We start from the raw sequence: 17,638 nt of genomic DNA, 5'->3' as shown, positions 1-17,638 counted from the left end.
TTTTTATTTACCAATTTCGTGACGTTTACGATATACCTCATACATTAACAAACTTGCGGCTACTGAAGCATTTAAGGATGTAACTTTACCAACCATCGGTAAAGTGATTAAGAAATCACACTTTTCACCAATAATACGACTCATACCTTTTCCTTCACTACCAATTACTAACCCAATCGGCATTGTACCATCTAAATTACGGTAATCCGTTTTCCCTTTGGCATCTGTACCAGCAATCCAAAGTCCACGCTCTTTTAATTCATCAATTGTACGAGATAAGTTTGTTACGCGCGCAACAGGAATGTATTCAATCGCTCCTGTTGATGCTTTCGCAACTGATGCTGTAAGTCCCACAGCTCTTCTCTTCGGAATAATAATTCCATGAGCTCCTGTTGCATCAGCAGTACGCATAATAGAACCTAGGTTATGCGGATCTTCAATCTCATCTAAAATCAAGAAGAATGGATCTTCATTACGTTTTTCTGCCACTTTGAATAAATCTTCTAACTCTGCATACTGATATGCAGCTACTTGAGCAATTACACCTTGATGATTACCCTCAACTAATTGATCTAACTTTTTCTTTGGTGCATGTTGTAAAATAATCTTATTTTCTTTCGCTAACGCTAGTACAATTTGTACTTGTCCTTTGGCAGCACCTTCTGCGATCCAAATTTTATTAATATCTCTCCCTGATCTTAACGCTTCAATTACAGGGTTACGTCCGATAATATATTCACTAGTCATGATGATGTGCCCCCTTCCTTTTCTTCTAAAACTGCAATTGCCTTATATACAATTTCGTCTAATCTTTCACGATTATTTAATAAATGATGATAACCAATTAGCGCTTCAAAGGCTGTACTATGTCGATATGTTTGTACATCCGTATTTTTCGGAACTGTACCTGAATTTGCATTACGCCCTCTTCTTAATACCGCCTCTTCTTCCTCTGTCAAAAATGCCGTCTCTAATAAATGATAAACAACTTTCGCCTGTGCTTTTGCTGAAACAAAGCTCGTCCCTAAGCGGTGTAATTGATTAGGGCGAACTTTTCCTTTTTGAAGGAGGTGATAGCGGATATATTGTTCATATACCGCATCACCCATATACGCTAACGCCAAGCTGTTTAATTGCTTTGCATCGATCATCCTTATCCTCTTTTCCATCTTGTACCTTGAGCAGTATCTTCTAAAATAATATTACGTTCTTTTAAATCGTCACGAATTTGATCAGACAATGCAAAATCACGATTTTTACGAGCTTCAATGCGCTTTTGGATAAGCTCTTCAATTTCTTCATCCAGTAATTCTTCTTTTGATAATTCTAATCCCAAAATATCAAATAACGTTTCCAGTTGTTTTACGTATGCTTCAATCACAACTTTAGATGTATGCTCTTCAAGTAAATATTGATTTGCATGATTTGCTACGTTGTATAATTCGGTAATTGCATTTGCAGTGTTAAAGTCATCATTCATTGCCTCTTCAAATGCAGTCTGGAATTTCTCTATTTCAGCTAACCATTTCTCATTATGGTCCGTTAAATCCGTACTACTCTCCATACGATGCTTTAAGTTTCCATAAGCTGTTTTAATTCTTTCCAGTCCATTATTCGTACTTTGTAATAACTCTTCACTAAAGTTAATCGGGTGACGATAGTGTACTGATAACATAAAGAATCTAATTAACTGCGGGTCGTATTGCTTAATAATATCGTGAACTAAAATAAAGTTACCAAGCGATTTAGACATCTTCTCATTGTTAATATTAATATATCCATTATGCATCCAGTAACGTGCAAACGTTTTTCCAGTCAATGCCTCTGACTGCGCAATTTCATTTTCATGATGTGGGAAAGCCAAGTCTTGACCACCAGCATGAATGTCAATTGTATCCCCTAAGTACTTACGCGCCATTGCTGAGCATTCAATATGCCATCCTGGACGTCCTTGCCCCCAAGGGCTTTCCCAGAAGATTTCTCCTTCTTTCGCAGCTTTCCATAAAGCAAAATCAAGAGGGTCTTGTTTCTTTTCCCCTACCTCAATACGAGCACCGTGACGTAAATCTGCGATTGGTTGATGTGATAATTTACCGTAACCTTCGAATTCCTTCGTCTTAAAGTACACATCACCCTCTGATTCATATGCATACCCTTTATTCACAAGTTCTTGAATAAATTCAATAATGATATCCATATTTTCTGTTACACGAGGATGAACTGTTGCGTGTTTGCAACCTAGTGCTGTTACATCTTCAAAGTACGCTTCAACAAAACGATCAGCAATTGTCGGTACATCTTCACCTAATTCATTTGCCGCTTTAATTAATTTATCATCTACATCCGTAAAGTTAGATACATATTGCACATCGTATCCTTTGTATTCTAAATAACGACGCACTGTATCGAATACCATAGGAGGCCTTGCATTCCCAATATGAATGTAGTTATAAACTGTAGGTCCGCATACATACATCTTTACCTTATTTTCTTCTAATGGAACAAACTCTTCTTTTTGACGTGTTAACGTATTATAAATGTGAATAGTCATTTTTATCCTTCCTTTCTACCTTTAATTCCAATTGTTTCTTCAATTTATCAAGTTCTACTTCCATAGCCTTTAATTTATCAAAAATCGGATCCGGAAGGTCAGAGTGATTTAATTCTTGACCAATCTTTACTCCATTTTGAATAACGACACGGCCAGGTATACCTACAACTGTAGAATGTGCAGGAACTTCTTTTAATACGACAGACCCTGCTCCGATTTTAGAATTCTCTCCCACAGTAATAGAACCAAGAACTTTAGCACCCGTCGCAATTAATACATTATCCTGAATTGTTGGATGCCTCTTTCCTTTTTCTTTTCCTGTACCACCTAATGTAACCCCTTGATAAATCGTTACATTATCACCAATTTCACAAGTTTCTCCGATTACAACTCCCATTCCATGATCTATGAAAAAACGTCGACCAATTGTTGCTCCTGGATGGATCTCAATGCCAGTAAAAAAGCGGCTCACTTGTGAAACAAAACGTGCAAGAAAGAAAAAATTTCTTTTATAAAAAGCATGTGCAATTCGATGGGCCCAAACTGCATGTAATCCAGAGTAAGTTAAAATGACTTCGAAATAACCTCTTGCCGCTGGATCCTGTTCAAAAACGACTTCAATATCTTCCCGAAGCCTCTTAAACATCGGTGTTCCCTCCCCTTTATGGGCTGCTTTTTTGTCGAGCGAACTAACTCCCCTAACTCATCACTTCTCCCCTAATTCTTTATATAAGGAGATAAATTCTATATTCATACCTATTTACACGGTATAAAAAAAAGGCGTCTCTGTCATATTGACAGAGACGCCTTTTAAGCGCGGTTCCACTCTGTTTAGGCTTAAAAAAGCCTCAAACTCATCCATGATAACGGTGTAAACCGCTTCTGCTTACTTTGCGGCCTAAGACATCCCACGAAGCAATTCGCTGTTCAGCAGAAGACTCGAAGGGGCATTTCAAAAATCCGCTTATAAACCACTCCCAGCCTAAAGGTGGTTCTCTCTGTAAAAAGCCTGATTTTCTACTTCTCCTTCTCGTCGCTTTTCCTTATTAGGTTTTAGGTATACTTATTATATTTCTAAACCTAGAAAATGTTAACCAATTACTTTTTGAAGACGATTTAAAACTTTTTCTTTTCCAAGAAGTGCAATAGCATTCGGAAGCTCTGGACCATGCGTTTGTCCTGTAGTTGCAACACGGATTGGCATAAATAAATTTTTACCTTTATGTCCTGTTTCCTTTTGAACTGCTTTAATCGCTGCCTTAATTGCTGCTGGCTCCATTGCTTCTAGAGCTTCTATTTGACCAGCAAATGCACGAAGTACTTCAGGTACTTGTTCACCATTTAATACTTCTTGTCCTTCTTCTTCATAATCAACATGATCTTTAAAGAACATTTCAGAAAGCTCTACAATTTCAGCTCCAAAACTCATTTGTTCATGGTATAAAGCAATTACATCACGAATCCAAGCTTGGTCTTGTTCGCTTAAAGTTTCTCCCACACGTCCAGCTTTCACTAAATGCGGTAAGCTTAACTCTACAACCGTATCTAAATCTTGCTTTTTCATATACTGGTTGTTCATCCATTTTAGTTTTTGAGAATCAAATAATGCAGGTGATTTTGATAAACGAGCTGCATCGAACATTTTGATAAACTCATCTTTAGAGAAGATTTCTTCTTCTCCTACCGGAGACCAACCTAGTAGTGCAATAAAGTTAAAGATTGCTTCTGGAAGATACCCAAGCTCTTTATATTGCTCAATAAATTGAATAATAGATTCATCACGCTTACTTAACTTTTTACGACTTTCATTAACAATTAGAGTCATATGACCGAATTGTGGAATATCCCAGCCGAAAGCTTCATAAATCATCATTTGTTTCGGTGTATTTGAAATATGATCATCACCACGAAGTACATGTGTAATTTCCATTAGATGATCATCTACTGCTACTGCAAAGTTATAAGTTGGAATTCCATCCTTTTTCACAATAACAAAATCACCGAAATCATTTGAATGGAACGCAACTTCATCTTTTACAATATCTTTGAATGTGTAGTCACGATCAGCTGGTACACGGAAACGAATACTTGGAATACGTCCCTCAGCTTCAAATTCTTTCACTTGTTCTTCAGTTAATTCACGGTGGTTACCTGCGTAACGAGGTGTTTCACCGCGAGCGATTTGTCCTTCACGCTCTGCTTCTAGCTCTTCTTCTGTCATATAACATTTATAAGCTAGACCACGCTCTAATAAATCTTCATATAATTTTTTATAAATATCTAAACGCTCTGTTTGGCGATATGGTCCAAATTCACCACCAACATCAACACCTTCATCCCAGTCCATACCGAGCCATTTCAAGTATTTTAATTGGCTTTCTTCTCCACCAGCCACGTTACGTTTTACATCAGTATCTTCAATACGAATAATAAATTTGCCATCTAAATGACGAGCAAATAAATAATTAAATAATGCCGTACGCGCATTTCCGATATGTAAGTGTCCTGTTGGACTTGGCGCGTAGCGCACTCTCACTTGCTTTTCCATAATTGGTACACCTTCCATTCTTAATGTCAACACATTCTATAATTGTACACCAAAAAAATGTGATTATCCATCTTACGAATTAAAAACCATTATTTTTTCTGTAATAAAACAACCGCTTGAGAAGCAATCCCTTCTTCTCTACCTGTAAATCCTAATTTTTCTGTTGTTGTTGCCTTTACATTAATGTTATCGATAGACGTTTCTAACAGTTCACTAATGCGCTTACGCATACTCTCAATATGTGGTGCCATTTTTGGTTTTTGAGCAATAATTGTACAATCTAAATTTCCTAACTCGTAACCTTGTTCACGCACAAATTCCCAAACTTTTTGTAACAATACAGCTGAATCTGCATCTTTAAAAGCTGGGTCTGTATCAGGAAAATGCTTTCCGATATCTCCTGCTGCAATCGCACCTAAACATGCATCAGCAATCGTATGTAACAATACATCTGCATCTGAATGGCCGATTAATCCTTTCTCGTGTGGAATTGTAATTCCACCGATAATCAACGGGCGCCCTTCCGCAAATTCATGTACATCAAAACCTTGTCCAATTCGAAACATCCTTACTTCCTCCTTAAGCTAAACTACTGAGCTTTATGACTCTATATTATATCGCTATCCTTATAAAGAAAAGCCCGGCTGTTGCCGAGCTTTTCTTTATTAACACGTCATCAATGTTATTTCTTTTGAACACGTAGGAAACTTTCAGCAATTAATAGATCTTCCGGAGTCGTCACTTTAATATTATAGTAACTCCCCTCTACTACACCTACTTGCTTCCCAACACGTTCTACGAGACTTGCATCATCTGTGCCAAGAAAACAACTTTGCTTTGCGCTTCTATGAGCTTCTAACAAAAGAGAAACAGAGAATCCTTGTGGTGTTTGTACAGCGTTAAGTTGAGATCGCTCTACCGTTTCTACAACAACACCCTGCTCTACTTTCTTAACAGTATCTTTTACTGGCACTGCACAAATGGAAGCTCCATATTTTTCTGCTGCAGTTAATACATCGCGAATCACTTTATTCGTTACGAACGGGCGCGCCCCGTCATGCACAAGAACATATTCGACACCACTCGCATACTGAAGTGCGTTATAGACGCTATCTTGTCTTTCGGCTCCACCCTGAATGAATTGTACGTGCTTTTCAATCTGGTACTTCTGCATTAACTCTTCAAAATACGGGCGTTCTTCTTCATTAATTGCCATAATAATACTTTTGCACGCTTTATCTTTTTCAAAAGCACGCAATGTGTGCACAATAATTGGTACTTCATCTATAAGTAAAAATAACTTATTTTTACCAGCACCCATTCGTTTTCCTTGGCCTGCTGCCGGAATAATTAATGTATACATATTAATAATCCTCTACTTATAATGCTTTTTCTAGCAATTTACGTTTTGCGAAAATCATACGACCAGCCGATGTTTGTAATACGCTAGTAACAAGTACGTCAAGTTGTGAACCCACATACTCTCTACCATCTTCTACTACAATCATCGTACCATCATCTAAGTATGCAACACCTTGATTTTGTTCTTTACCATCTTTCACAACATAAACACTTAATTCTTCACCAGGGAGTACGACTGGTTTAATCGCATTAGCTAAATCATTAATGTTTAACACCGTAACCCCTTGTAATTCAGAAACTTTGTTTAAATTGAAATCGTTTGTTACTACAGTTCCACCAGTGATTTTTGCCAACTTTACAAGCTTGCTATCTACTTCTTGGATATCATCGAAATCGCCTTCATAAATTTCTACCGGAATTGGCATCTCCTTTTGAATACGATTTAAAATGTCTAGCCCTCTGCGGCCACGATTACGCTTTAAAGCATCTGAAGAATCGGCAATATGCTGAAGCTCTTCTAATACGAATTGCGGAATGACAATTGTTCCTTCTAAAAACTTTGTTTGGCAAATATCTGCAATACGTCCGTCAATAATTACACTCGTATCGAGAATTTTCCAATGAGTCGTAGATTTTTCTGCTTCGACCTCTACCTCTTCATTCTCACTATTGTTTTTCTTCTTACCTCCGCGTTGGGGTAATGTAAATAATCCTAGCAATTCATTCCTTTTTTTAAATCCTACTTGGAATCCTAAATATCCAAGTAAAAGGGTGAAGAACACTTGCAACACCGTACTAATAACTGGAATTGTAAATTCACGAATTGGTATCAAAATTAAATATGCAACAATAAGACCAGAGATTAATCCTAATGTACCAAATAAAACATCTGCTACAGGCGCCTTTACAAGAGCCTCTTCAATATGCTTAATAAGTTGAACAATATAATCTACAAGCCAAAATGTTGTTAAAAATAAAATAATTGCACCAATAATTGCACGAACATACGATCCTTCCAACAAAGGAACCGCACCGATATCTAATACATTAATAATTTTGGGGATTAAGTAAATCCCTAACGCTCCCCCGATCACTAAAAAGAAGAGCTGTACAATCCGTTTTAACATCCAACCACCTCCTACTCATTATTAACCATTGTTTCGCTAATCAAAACGCCGAATGCAAAAGCGGACGTGTTTTTTTGTAAATAGTTTTATTTACCAATATATCATATCATATACCAAAAATGTTCTAGTGTCGTTATATTATAGAATCAATGTAATATTCTTAATTGTGTCTACTCATATAGAGATGCTCTTGAATTCTTTTTAGACCTTCTCGTATTTTCTTCGCTCTCACTTCTCCAATTCCTTCCACATCATCCAATTCATTAATAGTTGCTCGGCAAACACCTTGCAATGTTTTAAATCGATTAATTAAATTCTCGATAATAAGTGGCGGAACACGAGAAATCTTGCTTGTGATTCGGTACCCTCTAGGTGTCACACTTTCTTCTAAACTTGTTTGTCCTGGATAGCCAAGCAATTTAACTAAATCACTATCCTCTAAAAGTTGTGTATTTGCAAGATCTTGTAACTTTTTCAAGATTTGATGATGGTCTTGTGTTTTCTCCTGGTGATAATCTTTAATTAACAATGCTGCCTCTGCCTCTAAATCAGCTAGTAATTCTGTAAGCTGTAAACGAATTAACCTACCTTCTGTTCCTAACTCATGAATATAGCTCAATATTTCATTTTTAATACGCAGCACCATTTCAACACTATGTAAAACGTGAACCACCTCGGACATTGTAACGACCTCTTCAAATTCTAGAATACCCAAATTCGTAATGCCGTCATTCCATACAGCCTTATATTTTTCTAGCGTTTGAATTGCTTGATTTGCCTTCGTTAAAATGACACCTATATCTTTTAATGTATAACGTAAGTTCCCTTGATATAGCGTAATTACATTACGTCTTTGTGAAATGGCCACAACAAGGCTGCCCGTCTGCTTTGCTACACGCTCTGCTGTTCGGTGACGCATACCTGTTTCAATAGAATCAATAGATGAATCTGGAACTAACTGTGCGTTTGCAATTAAAATTTTACTTCCAGTTTCATTTAAAATAAGTGCTCCATCCATTTTTGCTAATTCATATAAACTAGCAGGAGAGAATGCGCAATTAATATGAAAACCACCATCAACAATGCTTTTAATCTGCTCATTATACCCAAGAACAATTAGTCCCCCCGTTTGTGCGCGAAGTACATTATCTATCCCTTCGCGCAGTGGTGTTCCTGGGGCCACGAGCTGTAAAATGTTAATCATACTTTTGACACGTTGCTTATTTTCTTCCATAGCCTAGCCTCCTAATGTCAAACGAAGCGCTTCTCCCAAATTAGAAACACCTACAACCTCAATCCCCTCTGGAATTGTCCATCCCCCTAAATTTTTTCTAGGAATGATAGCACGTTGAAATCCTAATTTAGCTGCTTCTTGTACACGTTGTTCAATTCTTGATACTCTTCTTATTTCTCCAGTTAATCCAACTTCTCCTATTACCGCATCAGTTGGTGCCGTAGATTTATCTCTAAAACTTGAAGCTATACTTAAGGCGACAGCTAAATCAATTGCCGGTTCGTCTAATTTCAAACCACCAGCTACTTTTAAATACGCATCTTGATTTTGTAATAGTAAACCTGTTCTTTTCTCTAGTACCGCCATAATAAGCGAGACACGATTATGATCAATTCCTGTCGCCATTCTTCGAGGATTTCCAAAACTAGTAGGGGAAATTAATGCCTGTATTTCTACTAAAACTGGTCTTGTTCCTTCCATTGAGGCAACTACTGTTGAACCTGCAACTCCAACTGGTCTTTCCTCAAGGAAAATTTCAGAAGGATTTAAGACTTCTGCAAGGCCAAGTTCTTTCATTTCAAAGATACCCATTTCATTCGTAGAACCAAAACGATTCTTTACAGCTCGTAAAATACGATATGTATGGTGTCGATCTCCTTCAAAGTAAAGAACTGCATCAACCATATGTTCTAGCATACGCGGTCCCGCAATTGCACCTTCTTTTGTCACATGTCCTACGATGAAAATTGGGATTCCCTTTGTTTTTGCAAGTTTCATTAATTCTGCTGTACATTCACGTACTTGCGCCACACTACCAGGAGCTGATGTTACCTCAGGTAAATGTATCGTTTGAATAGAATCAATAACAACAAAAGCAGGATTCATCTCTTCAATATGTGCTGCAATACGCTGTAAATCTGTCTCTGATACAACAAATAGATTACTACCATTTACATGTAAACGATCTGCACGAAGTTTAATCTGCTTTGCTGACTCCTCACCTGATATATACAATACATCATATGAAGCATCTGCTAATTGCGAGGAAATCTGTAATAATAACGTTGATTTTCCAATCCCAGGGTCCCCACCAATAAGTACTAAAGATCCATCTACAATTCCGCCACCTAGTACACGGTTAAACTCTTGAAATTTTGTTTCAATACGTGCCTCAGACTTTGTTTCTACTTCTGTAAGACGTCTTGGTTTTGTTACTTCTGTTTGAATTGCATTTGCATAATTTAGGCGTCTGGATGATACAACGGGTTCCATCTCTTCAACAAGCGAATTCCATTGACCACATCCTGGACATTTACCCATATATTTTGGTGATTGATAACCACACTCTTGACATGTGAATTTTGTTTTCTTTTTAGCCATATCTTTTTATATTTCACTTCGCTTTCATCTATAAACATTTGACCTTCTCGTACAAGAAAGAGGGCTATCTCGTAGCCCTCTTAGTTTGTCTATACTTATTTTACCTTTTCAGCACTATGAATGACAAATGTTTCCCCTTCTACATCAAAGATAACTTTTTGACCTTTCTCAATAGCACCTTTTAAAAGTTCTTCCGATAGTCTATCTTCTACATGCTTCTGAATTGCTCTACGTAGTGGACGAGCACCATATTCACGATCAAACCCTTTATCAGCAATAGCTGCAATCGCTCCTTCTGTTAAGTGCAATTCAATTTCTTGTTCTTTTAAGCGATTCACTAACTGATTTACCATAAGAGTCACAATTTCTTGAATATGTTTTTTCTCAAGCATATGGAATACGATAATTTCATCAATACGGTTTAAGAATTCTGGACGAAATGCCTTTTTCAGCTCATCCATTACTTTACCTTTCATATCCGAATAATCACGGCTTTCATCTTGTACGTTAAATCCAAGATGTTTGTTACGTTTTAACGCCTCAGCACCAACGTTAGACGTCATAATAACAATCGTATTACGGAAATCAACTGTACGTCCTTTAGAATCAGTTAAACGACCATCTTCCAATACCTGTAGTAGAATATTAAATACATCAGGATGTGCCTTCTCTACTTCATCTAATAGGACAACTGAATAAGGCTTACGACGAACCTTCTCTGTTAATTGTCCGCCTTCTTCATACCCAACATATCCTGGAGGAGAACCAACTAAGCGAGAAGTTGAATGTTTCTCCATATACTCAGACATATCAATGCGAATCATTGCATCCTCATCACCGAACATAGATTCTGCCAATGCTCTTGCTAATTCTGTTTTACCTACACCTGTTGGCCCTAAGAAAATAAATGAACCAATTGGACGTTTCGGATCTTTCAATCCTGCTCTTGCACGACGAACAGCTTTCGCTACAGCCACTACAGCTTCATCCTGACCGATGACACGATCATGAAGAATGGATTCTAAGTTTAATAATTTATCAGTCTCTGTTTGTGCAAGTTTAGAAACAGGGATACGTGTCCATGTAGAAACGACATTTGCAATATCTTCTACCGTAACCTCTGAATTTTCTTTTCCTTGTTGTTCTTTCCACTGACGTTTTGTATCTTCCAATTTCTCACGTAAGCGTTGTTCCATATCACGTAAGGAAGCAGCCTTTTCAAACTCTTGACTTTGTACAGCCGCATCTTTTTCTTTTCGAATTTCCTCAAGCTTCACTTCAAGCTCTTTTAAGTTTGGTGGTGTTGTATAAGAACGCAAGCGAACTTTTGAAGCAGCTTCATCAATTAAATCAATTGCTTTATCTGGTAAGAAACGATCCGTAATATAACGATCTGAAAGTTTTACAGCTGCATCAATTGCATCATCTGTAATAGACACACGGTGATGCGCCTCATAACGATCGCGTAATCCTTTCAAGATTTGAGTTGATTCTTCTAGACTCGGCTCATCAACATGAATTGGCTGGAAACGTCTCTCTAAAGCTGCATCCTTTTCAATATATTTACGATACTCATCTAAAGTTGTCGCACCAATACATTGTAATTCTCCGCGTGCTAAAGATGGTTTTAAAATATTCGATGCATCGATTGCACCTTCTGCTCCACCTGCACCGATTAATGTATGAAGTTCATCAATAAATAGAATAATATTCCCTGCTTGACGTATTTCATCCATTACTTTCTTTAAACGATCTTCAAACTCACCACGATATTTCGTCCCAGCTACCACTGTTCCCATATCTAGTGTCATAACACGCTTATCTCTTAACGTTTCAGGAACTTCATTATTTACGATTTGCTGTGCTAACCCTTCAGCAATTGCTGTTTTACCTACACCAGGCTCTCCAATTAACACTGGATTGTTTTTTGTTCTACGGCTTAACACTTCAATTACACGTTGAATTTCTTTACTACGTCCAATAACAGGATCCAAACGATTCTCACGTGCAACAACTGTTAAGTCGCGCGCTAAACTGTCTAGTGTCGGTGTATTTGCATTTGTCGATGAACCACCTTGGTGACCTGAACTTGCTTCGTTACTTCCAAGAAGTTGTAACACTTGTTGTCTTGCTTTGTTGAGGCTTACACCTAAATTATTTAATACACGTGCCGCTACACCTTCACCTTCACGGATTAAGCCAAGTAAAATATGTTCTGTTCCAACATAAGAATGTCCTAGCTTACGCGCTTCATCCATAGACAATTCAATAACTTTTTTAGCACGAGGTGTATAATGTACAGTTTGAGAAGCTTCTGTTCCACGTCCAATTAACGCTTCTACCTCTTTTTGCACTTTCTCCGGGCTCAATCCAAGAGCAATTAACGCTTTTGCTGCAATTCCTTCACCTTCGCGTACAAGCCCAAGTAAAATATGTTCTGTTCCAATGTTATTATGCCCAATGCGAATTGCTTCCTCTTGAGATAAAGCTAATACTTTCTGTGCTCTTTCTGTAAATCTTCCAAACATCATAGAAATCGCCTCCTACTTGCGCTTAGTTTTTTTCAATACGTAATCGCTCACGGATTAAGGTTGCTCTTCGATAATCTCTTTCTTCTGGTCCTAAAGGTCCTCCTGCATATTGTTGTAAAATACCAGGTTGCGTAAGAACCATTAGCTCAGTCAAAATATTTCTCGATATACCTTTTATATATCCTAGATCAATACCGAGTCGTACATCCGATAAGCAAGTTGCCGCTTCTGCAGATTGAATTAAACGACTGTTTGCTAGTATACCGTAAGAACGATAAACCTTATCTTCAAGCTCAATGCTCGAATTTTGTACAATTAATTCTCTGGCCAATTTTTCTTGTTGTATAATTTGCTGCATGACACTCTTTAAATCTGCAATAATATCTTCTTCGGATTTCCCTAACGTCATTTGATTTGATACTTGAAATATATTACCTAACGCTTCGCTACCTTCACCGTATATTCCTCTTACTACTAAACCTAATTTTTGAATTACTTGTATAATACGGCTAATTCTTTTTGTTAAAACCAGCCCTGGTAAATGAATCATTACAGAAGCTCTTAATCCTGTACCAACGTTAGTAGGACAACTCGTAATATATCCAAGTGATTCATCAAAAGCATATTCAACCTCTTTCTCAATCCAATTATCTATTTGATTGGCGCTTTGAAGCGCCTTTGATAACTGTAGTCCTGGAAATAGGCACTGAATCCTAATGTGGTCTTCCTCATTAAGCATCACACTAATGTGTTCGCTTTCTGATAACAGACATGCTCCATATTCGGTCCCTGCTAGATTTGGACTAATTAAATGCTTTTCGACTAAAACTCGCCTTTGAAGAGGAGTTAGTTCATTCATTTTTAATAGTCCAAACTTCCCAAAGGGCTCTACCGCTTTATTTATAAATTTCTTTTTAAATAATTCTTGAACCTTTTGAGCTTCCTCTTCGTTTTGCATAGTAGAAAATTGATATTGCTTAAAATTACGAGCCAAACGAATTCGACTACTTAAAACAATATCAGAATCAGGGCCATCCCCCTTCATCCATGGACTAATCGCTTCATTCATAATTTTGTCCAGTGACATAGAACTACTCCCCCTCTCTATGCTCACTAAGCTGAGTTTCAAGCCCTCGAATCTCATCTCTTACCTCAGCAGCTTTCTCAAACTCCTCATTCTGTACATATTGTTTCAGAATAAGTTTTAGTTCATCTAATTCTTTCTTTAAGTGGATATTTCCTTCCATTCGTTCCGGAATTTTTCCACAATGTTCTGTATGTCCACCATGAAGTCGCTTTAACAATGGGTTTAAGTGTCCTTTAAATGTATCGTAACAAGAAGCACAACCAAAGCGTCCCACTTTTGTAAAATGTTCATATGTCATCTTACAATCTGGACATCTTACTGTATTTGTATTTGAAAACCCGTTTTTTCCTTCTCCAAACATTGTTGATTCACCGTGTAATAAACCAGCAAATACATCATGAAATGAAAAGTTAGACTGTGATGATTGAAAGAAAGACGTATAGCCACTTTGCTCCGCACATTGCTCACAAAGATGAACTTCCGCCTTCTTCTCGTTGATTACTTTTGTATAATGTAAAGTTGCTGGTCTTATATTACAGTTTTGACAAGTCATCAATATCCCCACCTTTACAACAGGAACGATCTACCTCATGATACTTTTCATACATTACTAGATTGTCCTCTTTCCTTAATCCACTCAGATAAAAGTACATGCTCTTTTTCAAAACTTCTACAATATTTAACTGCCCTATCTTAATTATCATTCTTTTACAAAAGCTGTATTTATTTATATTTCAGTGTTCTTAACATTGCGCATAATATTCGAGCCCTAAGTTCATCTCGAGAAGGAATATCCATTGATAATACAGAACGATCTAGTACACTTAACATTAATTTTGCTTCACGGCCTGTTATGATTCCCTCTTCTAATAAACGTATAATCATACTCTCTGCATTCCCTTGTGCAACGCTATGATCAATCATATGAAGCATTTGATCAATAATGTCTATATCATCATGCAGTTTGACTTTTATAATGCGAATGTAACCTCCTCCACCACGTTTACTTTCTACTACAAATCCTCTTTCTAATGTAAAACGGGTATTGATTACATAATTGATTTGAGATGGTACGCACTCGAATCGATCCGCAATCTCATTTCTTTTGATTTCAATCACATTATTATTACTTAAGTCAATAACTTGCTTTAGATATTGCTCAATGATATCAGATATATTTCTCATTTATCCGCCACCTTTATTGACTTTGACTATCTTTGACTTTAATTATATACGTATTAATAAAATTTGCAACTCTTTTGCTTATTCACTATCCTAGCCACATTCCCCTGCATTTAATCAAAATAGTAATTATTTAAGCATATTTTTTTAATTACTATGGATTATAAAAGAAAACACGAAAAAACACGAGTCATTTGACTCGTGTTTAGTTGCTTGGCGACGTCCTACTCTCACAGGGACAAGGTCCCAACTACCATCGGCGCTAGAGAGCTTAACTTCCGTGTTCGGTATGGGAACGGGTGTGACCTCTCTGCCATCATCACCAAACTATGAAGGCATATTCCTTCAAAACTAGATAACATTTGCTACATATTATATGGTTAAGTCCTCGATCTATTAGTATTCGTCAGCTCCACATGTCACCATGCTTCCACCTCGAACCTATCAACCTGATCATCTTTCAGGGATCTTACTAGCTTACGCTATGGGAAATCTCATCTTGAGGGGGGCTTCATGCTTAGATGCTTTCAGCACTTATCCCTTCCGCACATAGCTACCCAGCTATGCCCTTGGCAGAACAACTGGTACACCAGCGGTGCGTCCATCCCGGTCCTCTCGTACTAAGGACAGCTCCTCTCAAATTTCCTACGCCCACGACGGATAGGGACCGAACTGTCTCACGACGTTCTGAACCCAGCTCGCGTACCGCTTTAATGGGCGAACAGCCCAACCCTTGGGACCGACTACAGCCCCAGGATGCGATGAGCCGACATCGAGGTGCCAAACCTCCCCGTCGATGTGGACTCTTGGGGGAGATAAGCCTGTTATCCCCGGGGTAGCTTTTATCCGTTGAGCGATGGCCCTTCCATGCGGAACCACCGGATCACTAAGCCCGACTTTCGTCCCTGCTCGACTTGTAGGTCTCGCAGTCAAGCTCCCTTATGCCTTTGCACTCTACGAATGATTTCCAACCATTCTGAGGGAACCTTTGGGCGCCTCCGTTACACTTTAGGAGGCGACCGCCCCAGTCAAACTGCCCACCTGACACTGTCTCCCGGGTCGATAAGACCCGTAGGTTAGAATTTCAATACAGTCAGGGCGGTATCCCACCAGCGCCTCCACCGAAGCTAGCGCTCCGGTTTCAATGGCTCCCGCCTATCCTGTACAAACTGTACCAAAATTCAATATCAGGCTACAGTAAAGCTCCACGGGGTCTTTCCGTCCTGTCGCGGGTAACCTGCATCTTCACAGGTACTATAATTTCACCGAGTCTCTGGTTGAGACAGTGCCCAAATCGTTACACCTTTCGTGCGGGTCGGAACTTACCCGACAAGGAATTTCGCTACCTTAGGACCGTTATAGTTACGGCCGCCGTTTACTGGGGCTTCAGTTCAGAGCTTCGCTTACGCTAACCCCTCTCCTTAACCTTCCAGCACCGGGCAGGTGTCACCCCCTATACTTCGCCTTACGGCTTCGCAGAGAGCTGTGTTTTTGCTAAACAGTCGCTTGGGCCTATTCACTGCGGCTTTCCGTTAAGAAAGCACCCCTTCTCCCGAAGTTACGGGGTCATTTTGCCGAGTTCCTTAACCAGAGTTCTCTCGCACACCTTAGGATTCTCTCCTCGCCTACCTGTGTCGGTTTGCGGTACAGGCACCTTTTATCTCGCTAGAAGCTTTTCTTGGCAGCGGGGAATCAAAGACTTCGCTCCATAAGGAGCTTCCCCATCACAGCTCAGCCTTTACGATAAGCGGATTTGCCTACTTATCAGCCTAACTGCTTGGACGTGCACAACCAATCGCACGCTTCTTCTATCCTTCTGCGTCCCTCCATTGCTCAAACGATAAAGAGGTGGTACAGGAATATCAACCTGTTGTCCATCGCCTACGCCTGTCGGCCTCGGCTTAGGTCCTGACTAACCCTGAGCGGACGAGCCTTCCTCAGGAAACCTTAGGCATTCGGTGGACGGGATTCTCACCCGTCTTTCGCTACTCATACCGGCATTCTCACTTCTAAGCACTCCACCAGTCCTTCCGGTCTGACTTCACTGTCCTTAGAACGCTCCCCTACCACTGATACCATTGGTATCAATCCGCAGCTTCGGTGGTGTATTTAGCCCCGGTACATTTTCGGCGCAGAGTCACTCGACTAGTGAGCTATTACGCACTCTTTAAATGGTGGCTGCTTCTAAGCCAACATCCTAGTTGTCTAAGCAACTCCACATCCTTTTCCACTTAATACACACTTTGGGACCTTAGCTGGCGGTCTGGGCTGTTTCCCTTTTGACTACGGATCTTATCACTCGCAGTCTGACTCCTAAGGATAAGTCATTGGCATTCGGAGTTTGACTGAATTCGGTAATCCGATGAGGACCCCTAGTCCAATCAGTGCTCTACCTCCAAGACTCTTACACTTAAGGCTAGCCCTAAAGCTATTTCGGGGAGAACCAGCTATCTCCAGGTTCGATTGGAATTTCTCCGCTACCCACACCTCATCCCCGCACTTTTCAACGTGCGTGGGTTCGGGCCTCCATTCAGTGTTACCTGAACTTCACCCTGGACATGGGTAGATCACCTGGTTTCGGGTCTACGACCACGTACTAAACGCCCTATTCAGACTCGCTTTCGCTGCGGCTCCGC

At 39.1% G+C, this 17,638-nt stretch carries 14 protein-coding genes, 2 rRNA genes and 1 other annotated feature (1 of these 17 cut by a window edge); all 16 genes read right to left on the bottom strand.

Annotated elements, in window-relative coordinates; all coding sequences use genetic code 11:
• Nucleotides 1-3 precede the first annotated feature (3 nt).
• Nucleotides 4-747: a 23S rRNA (guanosine(2251)-2'-O)-methyltransferase RlmB gene (gene rlmB / locus V7S45_RS00575; RefSeq protein WP_000200237.1), complete on the bottom strand. Its 744-nt coding sequence runs from the start codon at nt 745-747 to the stop codon at nt 4-6.
• On the bottom strand, nt 744-1,151 hold the full coding sequence (locus V7S45_RS00570) for a Mini-ribonuclease 3 (protein ID WP_000564261.1): 408 nt from the start codon (nt 1,149-1,151) through the stop codon (nt 744-746). Before V7S45_RS00570 ends, rlmB begins: the two co-directional genes overlap by 4 nt.
• A gap of 2 nt (nt 1,152-1,153) precedes the next feature.
• Complete coding sequence (gene cysS / locus V7S45_RS00565; RefSeq protein ID WP_000152276.1) at nt 1,154-2,551, bottom strand: cysteine--tRNA ligase; 1,398 nt, start codon at nt 2,549-2,551, stop codon at nt 1,154-1,156.
• Nucleotides 2,532-3,197: a serine O-acetyltransferase gene (gene cysE / locus V7S45_RS00560; protein WP_000476497.1), complete on the bottom strand. Its 666-nt coding sequence runs from the start codon at nt 3,195-3,197 to the stop codon at nt 2,532-2,534. The genes cysS and cysE overlap by 20 nt, the downstream gene beginning before the upstream one ends.
• A 150-nt stretch (nt 3,198-3,347) precedes the next feature.
• Nucleotides 3,348-3,594, bottom strand: a binding site (T-box leader).
• Nucleotides 3,595-3,641: 47 nt separating this feature from the next.
• Nucleotides 3,642-5,099, bottom strand: a complete 1,458-nt coding sequence (gene gltX / locus V7S45_RS00555) for a glutamate--tRNA ligase (protein WP_000415143.1) — start codon at nt 5,097-5,099, stop codon at nt 3,642-3,644.
• A gap of 89 nt (nt 5,100-5,188) precedes the next feature.
• Nucleotides 5,189-5,665: a 2-C-methyl-D-erythritol 2,4-cyclodiphosphate synthase gene (gene ispF, locus V7S45_RS00550; RefSeq protein ID WP_000488386.1), complete on the bottom strand. Its 477-nt coding sequence runs from the start codon at nt 5,663-5,665 to the stop codon at nt 5,189-5,191.
• A 116-nt stretch (nt 5,666-5,781) separates the two neighbouring features.
• A complete protein-coding gene (ispD, locus tag V7S45_RS00545) occupies nt 5,782-6,462 on the bottom strand; it encodes a 2-C-methyl-D-erythritol 4-phosphate cytidylyltransferase (protein WP_000288284.1) in 681 nt (226 codons plus the stop codon).
• Nucleotides 6,463-6,478: 16 nt separating this feature from the next.
• Nucleotides 6,479-7,588, bottom strand: a complete 1,110-nt coding sequence (locus V7S45_RS00540) for a PIN/TRAM domain-containing protein (protein ID WP_000919677.1) — start codon at nt 7,586-7,588, stop codon at nt 6,479-6,481.
• 160 nt (nt 7,589-7,748) lie between these two features.
• On the bottom strand, nt 7,749-8,822 hold the full coding sequence (gene disA / locus V7S45_RS00535; RefSeq protein WP_000392163.1) for a DNA integrity scanning diadenylate cyclase DisA: 1,074 nt from the start codon (nt 8,820-8,822) through the stop codon (nt 7,749-7,751).
• A gap of 3 nt (nt 8,823-8,825) precedes the next feature.
• Nucleotides 8,826-10,202: a DNA repair protein RadA gene (radA, locus tag V7S45_RS00530; RefSeq protein ID WP_001085202.1), complete on the bottom strand. Its 1,377-nt coding sequence runs from the start codon at nt 10,200-10,202 to the stop codon at nt 8,826-8,828.
• Between the two features lie 95 nt (nt 10,203-10,297).
• Complete coding sequence (gene clpC, locus V7S45_RS00525; protein WP_000971183.1) at nt 10,298-12,733, bottom strand: ATP-dependent protease ATP-binding subunit ClpC; 2,436 nt, start codon at nt 12,731-12,733, stop codon at nt 10,298-10,300.
• A gap of 22 nt (nt 12,734-12,755) precedes the next feature.
• A complete protein-coding gene (locus V7S45_RS00520) occupies nt 12,756-13,820 on the bottom strand; it encodes a protein arginine kinase (RefSeq protein ID WP_000050842.1) in 1,065 nt (354 codons plus the stop codon).
• A gap of 4 nt (nt 13,821-13,824) precedes the next feature.
• A complete protein-coding gene (locus tag V7S45_RS00515) occupies nt 13,825-14,373 on the bottom strand; it encodes a UvrB/UvrC motif-containing protein (RefSeq protein WP_000128399.1) in 549 nt (182 codons plus the stop codon).
• 170 nt (nt 14,374-14,543) lie between these two features.
• Nucleotides 14,544-15,005, bottom strand: a complete 462-nt coding sequence (ctsR, locus tag V7S45_RS00510; RefSeq protein ID WP_001244565.1) for a transcriptional regulator CtsR — start codon at nt 15,003-15,005, stop codon at nt 14,544-14,546.
• 208 nt (nt 15,006-15,213) lie between these two features.
• Nucleotides 15,214-15,329: ribosomal RNA gene (gene rrf, locus V7S45_RS00505) — 5S ribosomal RNA — on the bottom strand.
• A 49-nt stretch (nt 15,330-15,378) separates the two neighbouring features.
• Nucleotides 15,379-17,638, bottom strand: a 23S ribosomal RNA gene (locus V7S45_RS00500); it runs 662 nt beyond the window's last position.

It is taken from the genome of Bacillus sp. BR3(2024) (assembly GCF_039134555.1).
Classification (GTDB): Bacteria; Bacillota; Bacilli; order Bacillales; family Bacillaceae_G; genus Bacillus_A; species Bacillus_A cereus.
This window is presented reverse-complemented; position numbering and strand designations above follow the sequence as displayed.

Excerpts from the sequence above, each read along its gene's own strand:
- rlmB (WP_000200237.1), bottom strand. The coding sequence starts at position 747 with ATGACTAGTGAATATATTATCGGACGTAACCCTGTAATTGAAGCGTTA.
- V7S45_RS00570 (WP_000564261.1), bottom strand. The coding sequence starts at position 1,151 with ATGATCGATGCAAAGCAATTAAACAGCTTGGCGTTAGCGTATATGGGT.
- cysS (WP_000152276.1), bottom strand. The coding sequence starts at position 2,551 with ATGACTATTCACATTTATAATACGTTAACACGTCAAAAAGAAGAGTTT.
- cysE (WP_000476497.1), bottom strand. The coding sequence starts at position 3,197 with ATGTTTAAGAGGCTTCGGGAAGATATTGAAGTCGTTTTTGAACAGGAT.
- gltX (WP_000415143.1), bottom strand. The coding sequence starts at position 5,099 with ATGGAAAAGCAAGTGAGAGTGCGCTACGCGCCAAGTCCAACAGGACAC.
- ispF (WP_000488386.1), bottom strand. The coding sequence starts at position 5,665 with ATGTTTCGAATTGGACAAGGTTTTGATGTACATGAATTTGCGGAAGGG.
- ispD (WP_000288284.1), bottom strand. The coding sequence starts at position 6,462 with ATGTATACATTAATTATTCCGGCAGCAGGCCAAGGAAAACGAATGGGT.
- V7S45_RS00540 (WP_000919677.1), bottom strand. The coding sequence starts at position 7,588 with ATGTTAAAACGGATTGTACAGCTCTTCTTTTTAGTGATCGGGGGAGCG.
- disA (WP_000392163.1), bottom strand. The coding sequence starts at position 8,822 with ATGGAAGAAAATAAGCAACGTGTCAAAAGTATGATTAACATTTTACAG.
- radA (WP_001085202.1), bottom strand. The coding sequence starts at position 10,202 with ATGGCTAAAAAGAAAACAAAATTCACATGTCAAGAGTGTGGTTATCAA.
- clpC (WP_000971183.1), bottom strand. The coding sequence starts at position 12,733 with ATGATGTTTGGAAGATTTACAGAAAGAGCACAGAAAGTATTAGCTTTA.
- V7S45_RS00520 (WP_000050842.1), bottom strand. The coding sequence starts at position 13,820 with ATGTCACTGGACAAAATTATGAATGAAGCGATTAGTCCATGGATGAAG.
- V7S45_RS00515 (WP_000128399.1), bottom strand. The coding sequence starts at position 14,373 with ATGACTTGTCAAAACTGTAATATAAGACCAGCAACTTTACATTATACA.
- ctsR (WP_001244565.1), bottom strand. The coding sequence starts at position 15,005 with ATGAGAAATATATCTGATATCATTGAGCAATATCTAAAGCAAGTTATT.